Source organism: Bacillus sp. MZGC1 (assembly GCF_002998605.1).
Lineage (GTDB): Bacteria > Bacillota > Bacilli > Bacillales > Bacillaceae > Bacillus.
This window is the reverse complement of record NZ_PVRE01000002.1, coordinates 774,579-787,747: the sequence shown is the minus strand read 5'-3', so window position 1 is coordinate 787,747 and position 13,169 is coordinate 774,579. Positions and strand designations below refer to the sequence as shown.

Sequence of the window (13,169 nt, the reverse complement as noted above, 5' to 3'; positions counted from 1 at the left end):
AAACTAGGGGGATATGCGCCCTAGTCATCAATTACTCTTCTGGATCACCCGCTAGGAATTCTGGATGAATATCCTCTAACTCCTCATCCACCTCTTCTTCCCACTCGTGATCATCTTTTTCTTTCCAGCTTGAATTGACCTCTACAACAATTTTTGTTTCTCCTACCACTTCAGCAATGAATTCACGTTCTGCCTGAACGATAATTTTATTGCCGTTTGGTGAAATGGTCACTTCTAAACAATTCGGCTGCTGCAGCACTTTTGCAATCACTTCATGCTCATCATCAAGGAAATTTTTATCTTTATATCTCAGTTTGATGATGTCTACATATTTCACCCGTTCTGTGACGACTTCTGTTTTTGTGTTATCAGCGTAAGAATACCATACGTTAATATCAAAGGTTCCTTCAATCTCAACAGTTTTACCGACCTTTTCAGCATCATACTTATGATTAATGATCCAACCACCTAGGATGCTGGTTGGTTTTTGCGATGGAGAAATGGTGTGTGTGCTTTGGGTGAATTTCCTCCCTTTTGCAACCACCGCTTTTGTAATAATCTCTCTGTATTCAGACATTCCGGCATGCCTCCTTGTTCTTGATCGTTTTATCTTATGCTGGGCATTCGTCTAGTGTGTCACGATTTTGAACTTCATGTTCAATTAAATTCATTTCTGTTTCAGTGTATGCATGGTCGCCCATAAACTTGCCTTGAAAATTGGAAAAGTTGGAGAGTGAGAGATTTTGGGGTGACGAAGCAAGAGGTAGAACAGGAAGGGTGAATTTCTTCTGTTCTTTCAAAAAATGATGATAGCAAAGCAAAAAACCCCGCATCTGCGGGGTTTTCTCATTTAATGGAGCAACTTGGTGATGAGTTTTTCACTTTTGAACCGGTTTCTCCTAATAAGAGGTCACCGCCGGTTGAAAGAATGATTTCATCTGTTACTTGATTAGAAATCGTATGCGCTACGAGCTGAAGCAGGGAATTGACTTCCACTTGTGATTCTTTGAATTCTTGAATCACCGGGATTTCATCCAGTTCTTCTTGCAGGGCATCGATTTTTTCTTCCACTTGCTTTAAGGCTTCATGTTTGCCGTAATGCTTTAAATTCACAGCTTGTTTTTGAAGCGCCTTAATTTGATTAATAATCGTTGAAATTTTTGTATTTTCATTGATTTGCGCTTCTGCTTTCTTGAAGAAATCAACTTCTTCTGTTTCAGAAATCATTTTAGCGAGCTCTCTTGCACGCTCGACAATCTCTTTTTTTGAATAAAGCGTCATTTTAATTCACCTCGATAGCTTCTCCAACCATTTCTCCGTCAAGAGACCAAGTTTTGGCTTGTGTGATTTTCACTTTGACGATGTTGCCAATCGCTTCTTTTGGTGCTTTAAAATTCACAAGCTTGCTTTTACTTGTATATCCGGCTAGGATTTCAGGGTTGTTTTTACTTTCACCCTCTACTAATACTTCGACAGTCTGCCCTTCATATTCCTTCATTTTTTTCGCGGAAATTTCATTCACGAGGGCATTCAGGCGCTGCAGACGTTCTTTTTTCACATGCATTGGCACGTTGTCTTGCATTTTCGCTGCTGGTGTTCCTTCTCTTGGAGAGTAAATGAACGTATAAGCGGCATCAAACTCAACCTCGCGATAGAGGGAAAGTGTTTCCTCAAACTGCTCATCTGTCTCATTTGGGAACCCAACAATAATGTCCGTTGTTAATGAAGCATTTGGCATGGCTTCTTTGATTTTGCGCACAAGATCAAGATAACGCTCACGGTCATATTTTCTCGCCATGAGTTTCAATACAGAAGAACTTCCTGATTGAACTGGCAAATGAATATGATCGAGAAGGTTCCCACCCTTAGCAAGCACTTCAATTAAGTGATCGTCAAAGTCACGCGGGTGGCTTGTTGTAAAACGGATACGCGGAATATCGATTTTACGCAGCTCATCCATCAGGTGTCCAAGACCATATTCCATGTCTTCAAAATCTTTTCCATACGCATTCACGTTTTGACCAAGAAGGGTAATTTCCTTATATCCTTCTGCCGCTAAACGTCTGACCTCTTGAATAATTTCATCCGGGCGGCGGCTTCTTTCCTTACCGCGCGTGTAAGGGACGATACAGTATGTACAGAATTTATCACAACCGTACATAATATTCACCCAGCCCTTAATTTTTCCTTGGCGGGCTCTCGGAAGGTTTTCAATGACATCGCCTTCTTTTGACCAAACCTCGATGACCATTTCTTTTGAAAGATAGCATTCAGATAACAACTCTGGCAGGCGGTGAATGTTGTGTGTACCGAAAATCAAATCAACAAATGGATGTTTCTTCAAAATACGGTTGACGACAGATTCCTCTTGCGACATACATCCGCAGACACCTAAAATTAAATCTGGCTTTTCACGTTTTAATGCTTTTAAATGACCAAGCTCTCCGAACACTTTGTTTTCCGCATTTTCACGAATCGCACAAGTGTTTAATAAGATGACATTTGCATCTTCCGTTGAGTTTGTTGGCTCATAACCAAGCGCCATAAAGATACCAGCCATCACTTCTGTGTCATGCTCATTCATTTGACAGCCATATGTTCGAATATAAAACTTGCGGCCGTTCCCTAAACCTTGAAACCGCTCGTCAATTTGAAATTGATTGTATTCGACTTCTTCTTTACCCCGTTTTTTTGCTTCTTTTAAGGAAGGCGGAATGTACACAGCTTCAAAATACTGGCTGTAGTCCTTCTCGGATTTTTTGTCCGATGAACTTACTTGTCCGCTCGCTTTTCTCTGCTCTTCATTCATGAATTTGTACTCCTTTCAAACCAAGCTCCACCCTACAGTATAGACTATTTTGTGATGAATTGAAAATAAATTCATATACAGTTTTTCTATAAAAAATGCCTATTCAGCAAGAAGGTCACAGCCAATCTCTTTATTAAAAAAAGAGAGCCTGCGCTCTCTCAATCAAGTATGTTCAGTTTTTTTGCTTCTTCTTTGATCACCGTCAGTGCACGGTCTAGTTCTTCTTTTGTGTGCTCTGCTGTGATGATGGCTCTAATTCTCGCTTTTCCTTTTGCCACAGTTGGGAAGGCGATGCCTTGAGCAAACACGCCTCGCTCTATTAAAGCCTTTGAAAAGCGGAAAGTAAGGGCTTCGTCTCCAATCATGATTGGAATAATCGGTGTTTCTGTGGGTGCAACCTGAAATCCAAGACTGACGACTTTTTCTTTAAAATAGGCGGCGTTCTCCCAGAGCGTGCCAATTCGCTCCGGTTCATCTAACAGCACTTCAATCGCTTCTTCACACGCTCTAGTCACTGCTGGCGGATGTGAGGTGCTGAATAAAAACGGTCTTGCTTTATGTTTTAAATAATCAATTAAAACTGCTGAACCCGCTACATAGCCGCCAAGGACTCCGACAGCCTTACTAAGTGTCCCAACCTGAATATGCACTCTGCCGTCGAGTTTAAAATGGTTGACTGTCCCGCGGCCATTTTCACCAAGCACGCCCGAGGCATGCGCATCGTCTACCATCACAAATGCATCATATGCTTCTGCGAGCCTGACAATCTCAGGAAGTGGCGCAATATCTCCATCCATCGAGAACACACCATCTGTGACGATGAGACGCATGCGGTAATTCATAGATTTCTTTAAAATTTTCTCAAGCTGTTCCATATTGGAATGACCGTATACCTTTTTATCTGCTTTTGTTAATCGGATGCCGTCAATGATTGAGGCATGATTCAGTTCATCTGAAATAACAATATCATCTTTTGTCAGGATACTTGATAAGACCCCTTGGTTGGTCGTAAAGCCTGATTGGAACACAAGGGCTGCCTCTGTCTTTTTAAATGCAGCGAGCTTTTTTTCAAGACGTTCGTGCATCGTCATTGTGCCGGCGATGGTTCGTACAGACCCTGTGCCAGCACCAAATTCATCAATTGCCTCTTTTGCCGCTTTCATCAGCCTTGGATGTGAGGTGAGGCCTAAGTAGTTATTTGAGGAGAGCTGTATGACAGATTGTTCATTTAATGTCACAGTGGATGATTGTTTTGAGTCGATCTCTTTCAATGTTTGGTGGGTGCCTTGCTGCTTCATTGTTTCCAATTCATCTTGTAAATACGTGAATTCTTTCATCATTTCTTCCCCCTTTGATTTGATGGCAGCATCAGTACGACCTTTCCGCACGTACCATTTCTCATGAGTTCAAATCCCTTTTCGAACTGTTCAAATGGCAGCGTATGGGTGACAACTGGCTGGACATCGATGGTATTCGTTCTTAATAACTCAGATACTTGACGCCACGTCTCAAACATTTTTCTCCCCGTGATTCCTTGGACGGTTAATCCCCTAAAAACAATTTGATTCGTAATATCAATTGTCACTGGCCGTTCTGGCAAGCTTAGTATATTGACTTTCCCTCCATTTGCACAAGCTTCGAGAGCTTGATTAATGGCAACTGGATGTCCTGACATCTCGCATATCACATCTGCTCCTTCCATCCGTGTGAACTGCTTAATCACCTCAACAGGATCATCTTTTCCAATATCCACGATATGGTCTGCCCCCATTTTTCGGGCAAGATCCAGCCTGTATTCGTTTTGATCGACGGCAAACACTTGAACAGCACCGGAAGCTTTCGCGACGGCGATCGCCATTAAACCGATTGGTCCGCAGCCAAAAATCGCCACTGACTTACCTGAAACGGGTGTGTGCAGCACTGTATGAACAGCATTTCCAAGCGGCTCTTGGATAGACGCAAGCTCTACTGGCATTTGAGCTGGATTGTGCCACACATTTTGTTCAGGTACTTTGACATATTCAGCAAAGCAGCCGTCAATGTCTACCCCTAAAATTTTTGTTTCACTGCACAAATGCTGCTGACCGGTTAAACACATATAGCACTGATTACATACAACATGTGTCTCTGCCGATACAAAATCCCCTACTTTTGCACGTGAGACTTGCTTCCCTACTTTGACAACTTCCCCTGTAAATTCATGTCCAAAAATGTAGGGCGCTTTAACTCTTCCCTTTGCCCAGTCATCCCAGTTATAAATATGCACGTCTGTTCCGCATATCGAAGTGGCTTTCACCTGAATCAATACTTCATGATCATTGATTTCTGGAATCGGCATTTCCATCAGTACCGCCCCGTAAGCGCTTTCTTTTTTAACAATTGCTTTCATCGTTCCACACATGACGTACAACCCCTTTGTTAAAAAACTTCTCCCAATGAGATTTTAACACGTCTTATTTTAGTCGTAAATACCACTGTCTACTGTAAAAAGACAAATGAACACTCCACATATTTTTTTGGATATTTTTCTAAAAAAAAAGCAAATCCCCGTAGAGAAGGAGATTTGCTTTTTGCGTCACCGTCTTTTTGAAACGGCAATATATAAGGCTGGTACAATGAAGAGTGTGAGAATCGTTGAGAAAAAGACACCCGAAACTATGCAGATTGCCAGCGGCTTAAAGAGCGGATCATTACTTAATGCTACAGGCATAAGGGCAACCAGTGCTGTAAAGGCTGTTAGTAAAATTGGCCTAATCCTAGCTCTTCCCGCTTCAATGACAGCTGTCTGTTGATCGAATCCTTGCTTACGCCGCTGCTCAATAAATTCGAACAAGACAACCGCATTTCGGACCACGATACCAGCTAATGAGACAATTCCCATGGTTGCCATGAAGCTGAACGGTGTTTGTGTGACAAACAGTCCTATAACAGCTCCAGATATCGCTAAGTAAACCGTACCTAGAACTAACAATGGAAGCATCAATGAATTGAACTGAAAAGCGATGGTCACATAAATGAGCAGCAAGACAACCCCAAATAAGAGACTAATTTCAATAAAGAACTGGGTTTGATCTTCATTTTCTCCACCTTGAGAAATGGTTAGCTCCTTCGCTGCATCCGTTTTTCCTACTTGATTGACGACTTCTTTCATGTCATCTTTAAACGACTCTGACGTGCCAGGGTACGCCTTCAGCGTAATGGTCGGAATTCCATTTTCATGTGGAATGCTTTCGTACTGCTCTGTTTCTTTTTCTTTTACATATCGGCTAAGCGGCTCGAGTGAAGGCATACCACCTTCATTTGAATTGACAGGCACTTTTATTTCTTTTAGCTTTAATCCATTTTGGTGTGTAGCCATATCCTGTTTGACCACTAGGTCGATATCATTTGATCCTTGTTTAAAGCTGCCTAATGGCATGCCTTCTGTCACTAGACCGAGCTGTTTGCTGACAAACTGAGCGCTGAGACCATCCTCTGCCATTCGGTCACGGTTTAACTCAAAGGAGATGGTTTTTACCGGCTGATTGACATCGTCAGTGATCAAGCTCGCTCCTTTTTCTTTCATTTCACTTGTGAGCGTTTCTTTGATATTAATGAGCTTTGCAAAAGAGTCACCCGCAATGGTTACTGTCACAGGCGCACCGGTTGGCGGCCCTTGAACAATGGTTTTCATAAAAATATCAGCATCTTTGAATTTCTTACGCAATGGCTCTGTCATACGATCTATCAATTGTTTACTCGTCATTTGATCATTGTCTACTCTCACGACAACTTGACCAGTATGATCACTTGAATTTGAGATACTTTCATTAAACAGGTTCGGTACACCGCCGCCTGCAAAGATCGCCGTCTCTTCAATGCCTTTCTGCTGTTTCATCTCTTGTTCTATTTTCTCTAATGTTTCATTTGTTTTGTCTAATGTTGTTTCACTTGGAAGAGTGACAGTGACAACCACTTCTTTTTTATTCGCTGCAGGGAAAAATTCAAATGGTGTGACGAAAATCAGTAAAAAGGCAAGCGTTGCAACGAGCAAACCACTTAGGCCAATAAGCAGCGGACGCTTCACAATGTTCGTCAGCACACGGTCTGCATAAAAATCAGCTAATTTTTTTAACGGTTTGCCTAGGAATCCTGGCTCTTTTTGAATTTTCTTGTTCTTTCTTTTTCGGTTCACGGTATATTGATAGACTGGCACTAGTGTCAGAGAAATCACCATAGACGCAAGTACAGTCGTGACTAGGACAGACGGTAATGCTCGTATAAATGAACCGTTTGCACCTGATAAGAAAACAAGTGGCAAGAAAGCAAACACAACCGCAAGTGTTGAAGTCAAAATAGACCCTGCAACTTCTTTCACACCTGCAATCGTTCCTTTAAGCGGACTTTCGTATTTTTTCATCTGCCTTAAAATATTATCGTTGACGACAATGGCATCATCGACAAGTATTCCTAGGGCAATGATAAAGCCGATAATCGAAATCTGATTGAGGTCTACTTGTAAAAATGGCAGCGGAATCGTTCCGATTGTGATCGATAATGGGATGGCAAGTGAAACGATGAACGCACCGCCAATGGTAAGACCAAGTGTGGTGACGATAATGACAGCGATGACCGCAACAATGGCTTCTTTTATCAAATCATTAAAAATAGCATCCACATCACTTTTTTGTGAATAGTAGTCTACCCACTCCACACCATTTGGAAGCTGCTTCTCTTTCTTAATAACATCACTGACTTTGTCGTACATTTTAGGAATATCCAGCCCGGGTTTGATATTGACTGTAAATGAATAGGCGGGCTTTCCGTTATACGACACAATGTCACTTTTCTCTTTTTCTACTTCTTTTAAGCTGCCAAGCTGACTGATTGTGACCGGCTCACGGTTCGTTTTGGAGAAAAGCTCAATCTTTTTCACTTGATCCAAACGGTCATAGGCATCAATGGACAGCTTAACCTTCTCGCCGCCTGCCCGAATGTCGCCTAGTGGAGATGTGTCAAATTCCTGATTGATGGCATTTGTGACATCCGTTACATTTAACCCTTCATCCTCCAATTTACTTGAATCTAAGTTTAATACCGCTTGTTTGTCATTGAATCCTTTGATGACGACACTGTCTACCCCTTTGATGTCCTCAACCTTTTCCTTCAACGCACGCAGCGATTCCTGACTTTTTGCCAAGTCCGTTAATTGACTCGCCACAACCATATAAGAACCAACCGGCACGTTGCCGAACTCATCCTTTACATCCGGCTCCATCACTCCATTAGGAAAGGACGACGCAGCACTCCTGGTTTCATTCTTAATTTGACTTGCCACCTTTTGAAAGTCGGCTTGATCATCAATTTCAAGCACAATATTTGAAAAACCAATGGCAGAAACAGAGCTCGTTTTCTCTACACCATTGATATCAGATATGGCTGATTCGAGCTTATTGGTTACATTACTTTCCACCTGTTTTGCATCCGCACCAGGAAACACGGTGGAAATCGTGACGATATTCGCTTGGAATTCTGGCAGTTCTCGTTTAGGGAGCTGCGCGAATAAATAGCCGCCAGCAATGAGAACAATAAAAAATAAAATAAAAACAAGCTTTCCTCTTTTCAAAAAAGCTTCAATCATTATTTCACCTACTTAAATATTTATTTTTGATGAAGTATTTTTAACTTAACCTTAATTTATCATCATGGTGAAAAAATGCAAGCTCTAATATGTCATTTTTATCTATTTCATGAACTGAATATGTTATATAAGAAATGTATAGTGGTAAACAAAAACAACCTGCTTACATGATGTAAGCAGGTTGAAAATAATAAAATTAGAATTATCGTGGTTCAACAATCAATTTGATTGCTGTTCTTTCTTCTCCATCGATAAGAATGTCAGTAAAGGCTGGAATGCATATCAAATCCACTCCGCTTGGTGCAACAAATCCCCTTGCTATGGCTACAGCCTTGACCGCCTGATTCAGCGCTCCAGCGCCGATTGCTTGTATTTCCGCTGCACCGCGTTCACGTAAAACGCCTGCTAATGCTCCTGCTACTGAATTCGGATTTGACTTTGCTGAAACTTTTAAAATTTCCATTTCTGCTCCCCCTTAAATTTACAATGGATAAGTGAGTGTTCATTAGAACAATCTTTGTTAGATGATGCTATTTTTTGAAAATCCATCCCCAAAATGTTTTTCAAAAATAGCAGGCTACCTACCATTTTTACTATATTCACGATAGAGGGCGCATATTCCTTCTTTCTGATTAATATTTTTCTGAAATAAATATGTGAACATTTATTCAAAGAAAATATGGTCATCATTTATCAAAATTCGATCAATTTTGACAGCTTTTTTCGACTGTTCGTCAATTTCTACGATTACTGCACTTAATGTTGTGCGTCCTTCTGCAATCTCAAAACGGACTGGAAGACTCGTTTTGAATCGTTTAATAATCGTCTCCCGATCAACACCTAAAATGCCATCATAAGGTCCTGTCATTCCCACATCTGAAATATACGCAGTTCCTTTTGGCAAAACGCGGTTATCTGCTGTTTGAACATGTGTATGCGTTCCAACGACACATGATGCACGGCCGTCTGTATACCAGCCCATCGCTTGCTTTTCACTTGTGGCTTCACCATGAAAATCAATAAAAATGAACGGTGTACGTTTGGATGCTTCCGCAATTAACTCGTCTACTTTTTGAAACGGGCAGTCAATTGGCGGTAAAAAAGTGCGTCCTTGTAAATTGATGACGGCCAGTTCTTTTCCTTGTTTTTTTATAAACGTAAGACCTTTACCAGGTGTGCCTTCTGGGAAGTTCGCCGGACGAACCATGTTGGCTGCGTCATCGATGAAATCAAAAATATCTCTTTTATCCCATGTATGGTTGCCCATTGTAAGCACGTCAGCTCCTGCTTGCAGCAGCTCATGATAGATTTTTTCAGTTATCCCTTTCCCATGAGCAGCATTTTCTCCGTTGACAATGGTAAAGTGGGGCTGATATTTCTTCTTCAACTTTGGCAAGTATTCTTTCAGTGTGTCTCGTCCAGGTGAACCGACGATATCTCCAACAAATAATATTTTCATGCGCTTTGAACCCTTTCTCTTATAAATTGACTTCTTATCAGTGTTGCATATTTACACAAAAAAATAAAGCGGCGCTAAGCGCACCGCTCTATTTTGCATACTCTACTGCGCGAGTTTCTCGAATGACCGTCACTTTAATGTGACCAGGGTAATCGAGCTCGTCCTCAATCCGCTTACGAATATCCCTTGCTAGACGGTGAGCTTCAAGATCATTAATTGAATCTGGCTTCACCATAATACGTACTTCACGTCCAGCCTGTATCGCAAACGATTTTTCAACACCTTCATAAGATTCAGAGATATCTTCTAATTTCTCAAGTCTCCGAATGTAATTTTCAAGCGTCTCACTTCTTGCACCAGGGCGTGCTGCAGACAATGCATCTGCTGCCGCAACAAGAACAGCGATAATGGATGTCGGTTCTTGGTCACCGTGGTGAGAGGCAATACTGTTGATGACAACAGGATGCTCTTTATATTTCGTCGCAAGCTCAACGCCAATTTCTACGTGGCTTCCTTCTACTTCATGATCAATGGCTTTTCCAATGTCATGCAGAAGACCTGCTCGTTTTGCAAGCTTTGCATCTTCTCCAAGCTCTGAAGCCATGAGACCTGCAAGATGTGCAACCTCAATTGAATGCTTCAGGACATTTTGTCCATAACTTGTACGGAATTTTAAGCGACCGAGAATTTTGATGAGATCCGGATGCAGACCGTGAACTCCGACTTCGAATGTCGTTTGCTCACCCATCTCACGGATATAATCATCGACTTCACGGCGTGATTTTTCCACCATTTCTTCAATTCGTGCAGGATGAATGCGGCCATCCTGGACTAGCTTGTCCAGAGCTATCCTCGCTGTTTCACGTCTAATCGGATCAAAGCCCGATAGGATAACAGCTTCAGGTGTATCATCTATGATCAAGTCAATACCTGTTAACGTTTCTAACGTACGGATATTTCGTCCTTCACGTCCGATAATACGACCTTTCATCTCATCATTTGGAAGATTGACTACAGATACCGTCGTTTCAGCTACATGATCAGCTGCACAACGCTGTAACGCAAGTGAAAGAATGTTTTTCGCCTTTTTATCAGCCTCTTCTTTCGCTCGGTTTTCAGATTCTTTCGTCATGACTGCAATGTCGTGGGAAAGCTCATTTTCAACTTGATCCAGAATGATTTGTTTCGCTTCATCTCGAGTTAAACTAGAAATGCGTTCTAACTCGGCTTTCTGCAAACGAATCATATCATCCACTTTGCTTTCCATCTCTTCAATATGTTGTTGTCGTTCATTCAGAGAATGATCTCTCTTCTCCAACAGGGACTCCCGTTTATCTAAAGATTCGTCTTTGCGATCAAGATTTTCCTCTTTTTGAAGTAAACGGTTTTCTTGTCTTTGAAGCTCATTACGTCTTTCACGAACTTCTTGCTCCGCCTCTACACGAAAGGAATGAATTTCATCTTTCGCTTCCAAGAGCGCTTCTTTCTTCAATGCTTCCGCATCACGCTTTGCATCCTCAACAATTTGTTCGGCCATGTTTCTTGCGCCGGATATTTTTGCTTCTGCAATGGTTTTACGAACAAAGTAGCCAACAACTAAACAGATTAGGCTCAGCAAAATGGAGATGATCGTAAACATCGTAGGCGACATATTTTCACCTCCTCTTGCTATGAACTTGGTTTTACAAATAAAGTGTCGGCATGTACATTGTTTTGTGTCTCAACATACAGGGCCTTCACAGGGAATGAGATCCTCACTGCCCTTGTCAAGTTTAAATTAGTTATCAATCATGTTAAGAAAAACAAGTGATACATTCCCATTGTAATTGTGTCGGAAATACTTGTCAAGCTAGTCAGACTGAGGCGTAAGTCGTTATTTCAAGCAAAGACAGAACTTTTGACCTGCTAGCTGTCATGTAAATGTAAAAAAAAGACGCTTTTCAGCGTCTTTAGCGTGTAGACAAACCCTCGCATTCGGTGTCAGGTCTGCGCTCCGGTGCTCACGAATGTTTAATTCGCTCCGCTCCGGTACTCGCCCTTCCAAGACTTCAAAGGTTTTCTATCACGCTGAAAAGAAGACAAAGGGCTAAAATAAAGATCATTTTAGCCCTTTGTCAACCATCTAAGACGCTTTTCAGCGTCTTTTAGTCTTTAAATTTCCAATTCCTCTTGTCCTTCTTCTTCTTCAGCTGCTTTCACTCCGTTTGTGTCCAAACCGTAGTGCTCTCTAATTTGTTCTTGAATCATGAGAAGAATATCTTTGTTTTCTTTAAGGAACTGTTTCGCATTTTCGCGGCCTTGCCCAAGACGTTCCTCTTGATAAGAATACCAAGCACCGCTCTTTTGTACGATATCTAGTTCGCTTCCAAGGTCGATGATTTCTCCCTCTTTTGAGATTCCTTCACCGTACATAATGTCTACTTCTGCAATACGGAATGGCGGTGCTACTTTGTTTTTCACCACTTTAATTCTCGTTTTATTCCCCATAATGTCATTGCCCTGCTTCAGCTGTTCAGCACGGCGCACTTCTAAACGAACAGACGAATAGAACTTAAGCGCACGTCCACCTGGCGTTGTTTCAGGGTTACCGAACATGACCCCAACTTTTTCACGAATTTGGTTAATAAAGATGGCAATTGTTTTCGATTTATTAATGGCACCTGATAGTTTACGAAGTGCTTGGGACATCAAACGTGCTTGTAAACCAACATGTGAATCACCCATGTCCCCTTCAATCTCTGCTTTTGGTACAAGAGCAGCTACTGAGTCAATAACAACAATATCAACTGCACCACTGCGGACAAGAGCTTCTGCAATTTCAAGTGCTTGTTCTCCTGTATCAGGCTGAGAAAGTAACAGCTCATCAATATTGACACCTAGTTTTTGAGCGTAAACTGGATCGAGCGCATGCTCTGCATCGATAAATGCAGCTTGTCCTCCCTGCTGCTGAACCTCAGCAATGGCATGAAGTGCTACTGTCGTTTTACCAGAACTCTCTGGACCATATACTTCAATAATACGGCCGCGAGGATATCCACCTATTCCAAGTGCAGTATCAAGTGCTAACGAACCACTCGGTACTGTTGAAATGCGTGTATCTGTTTGCTCTCCTAGTTTCATAATAGAGCCTTTACCAAACTGTTTTTCTATTTGTTTAAGAGCCATATCTAAGGCTGCTTGACGATCACTCATTCTATTGTTTCCTCCTTTATCAATTCCACTATCTATACTATACCTTGTTTTACGTCATTTGCCAAGAAAAAAACGAACACATATTCGAT

At 41.6% G+C, this 13,169-nt stretch carries 10 protein-coding genes; all 10 read right to left on the bottom strand.

Annotated elements, in window-relative coordinates; all coding sequences use genetic code 11:
• Positions 1 to 31 precede the first annotated feature (31 nt).
• The 10 genes from cotE to recA all read right to left on the bottom strand — a co-directional run bounded on the left by cotE (position 32) and on the right by recA (position 13,080).
• Positions 32 to 577, bottom strand: a complete 546-nt coding sequence (gene cotE / locus C6Y06_RS09160; RefSeq protein ID WP_003212450.1) for an outer spore coat protein CotE — start codon at positions 575 to 577, stop codon at positions 32 to 34.
• Positions 578 to 846: 269 nt separating this feature from the next.
• Positions 847 to 1,281, bottom strand: a complete 435-nt coding sequence (gene ricA / locus C6Y06_RS09155; RefSeq protein WP_003211238.1) for a regulatory iron-sulfur-containing complex subunit RicA — start codon at positions 1,279 to 1,281, stop codon at positions 847 to 849.
• Between the two features lies 1 nt (position 1,282).
• Positions 1,283 to 2,809 carry a tRNA (N6-isopentenyl adenosine(37)-C2)-methylthiotransferase MiaB gene (miaB, locus tag C6Y06_RS09150; protein ID WP_060596336.1) on the bottom strand — a complete coding sequence of 509 codons (1,527 nt, stop codon included), beginning with the start codon at positions 2,807 to 2,809 and terminating at the stop codon, positions 1,283 to 1,285.
• A 158-nt stretch (positions 2,810 to 2,967) separates the two neighbouring features.
• Entirely contained in the window at positions 2,968 to 4,149 is a 1,182-nt protein-coding gene (locus C6Y06_RS09145; protein ID WP_106036803.1) for a glycine C-acetyltransferase, read from the bottom strand.
• The gene (gene tdh / locus C6Y06_RS09140; RefSeq protein WP_034662202.1) at positions 4,146 to 5,210 is read right to left on the bottom strand and encodes an L-threonine 3-dehydrogenase; all 1,065 of its coding nucleotides are present in this window, start codon (positions 5,208 to 5,210) and stop codon (positions 4,146 to 4,148) included. Before tdh ends, C6Y06_RS09145 begins: the two co-directional genes overlap by 4 nt.
• Before the next feature lie 174 nt (positions 5,211 to 5,384).
• Entirely contained in the window at positions 5,385 to 8,429 is a 3,045-nt protein-coding gene (locus C6Y06_RS09135) for an efflux RND transporter permease subunit (RefSeq protein WP_034662205.1), read from the bottom strand.
• Between the two features lie 202 nt (positions 8,430 to 8,631).
• A complete protein-coding gene (gene spoVS / locus C6Y06_RS09130; RefSeq protein ID WP_003211281.1) occupies positions 8,632 to 8,892 on the bottom strand; it encodes a stage V sporulation protein SpoVS in 261 nt (86 codons plus the stop codon).
• A gap of 201 nt (positions 8,893 to 9,093) precedes the next feature.
• Positions 9,094 to 9,888 carry a TIGR00282 family metallophosphoesterase gene (locus tag C6Y06_RS09125; protein WP_034662209.1) on the bottom strand — a complete coding sequence of 265 codons (795 nt, stop codon included), beginning with the start codon at positions 9,886 to 9,888 and terminating at the stop codon, positions 9,094 to 9,096.
• 88 nt (positions 9,889 to 9,976) lie between these two features.
• Entirely contained in the window at positions 9,977 to 11,539 is a 1,563-nt protein-coding gene (gene rny, locus C6Y06_RS09120; protein WP_003211958.1) for a ribonuclease Y, read from the bottom strand.
• Between the two features lie 500 nt (positions 11,540 to 12,039).
• A complete protein-coding gene (gene recA, locus C6Y06_RS09115) occupies positions 12,040 to 13,080 on the bottom strand; it encodes a recombinase RecA (protein ID WP_034662211.1) in 1,041 nt (346 codons plus the stop codon).
• Positions 13,081 to 13,169: the final 89 nt, after the last annotated feature.

Bases quoted from the DNA above. Each gene is read 5' to 3' on its own strand.
- rny (WP_003211958.1), bottom strand. From the start codon at position 11,539: ATGTCGCCTACGATGTTTACGATCATCTCCATTTTGCTGAGCCTAATC.
- tdh (WP_034662202.1), bottom strand. From the start codon at position 5,210: ATGTGTGGAACGATGAAAGCAATTGTTAAAAAAGAAAGCGCTTACGGG.
- C6Y06_RS09125 (WP_034662209.1), bottom strand. From the start codon at position 9,888: ATGAAAATATTATTTGTTGGAGATATCGTCGGTTCACCTGGACGAGAC.
- cotE (WP_003212450.1), bottom strand. From the start codon at position 577: ATGTCTGAATACAGAGAGATTATTACAAAAGCGGTGGTTGCAAAAGGG.
- miaB (WP_060596336.1), bottom strand. From the start codon at position 2,809: ATGAATGAAGAGCAGAGAAAAGCGAGCGGACAAGTAAGTTCATCGGAC.
- C6Y06_RS09135 (WP_034662205.1), bottom strand. From the start codon at position 8,429: ATGATTGAAGCTTTTTTGAAAAGAGGAAAGCTTGTTTTTATTTTATTT.
- C6Y06_RS09145 (WP_106036803.1), bottom strand. From the start codon at position 4,149: ATGATGAAAGAATTCACGTATTTACAAGATGAATTGGAAACAATGAAG.
- ricA (WP_003211238.1), bottom strand. From the start codon at position 1,281: ATGACGCTTTATTCAAAAAAAGAGATTGTCGAGCGTGCAAGAGAGCTC.
- recA (WP_034662211.1), bottom strand. From the start codon at position 13,080: ATGAGTGATCGTCAAGCAGCCTTAGATATGGCTCTTAAACAAATAGAA.
- spoVS (WP_003211281.1), bottom strand. From the start codon at position 8,892: ATGGAAATTTTAAAAGTTTCAGCAAAGTCAAATCCGAATTCAGTAGCA.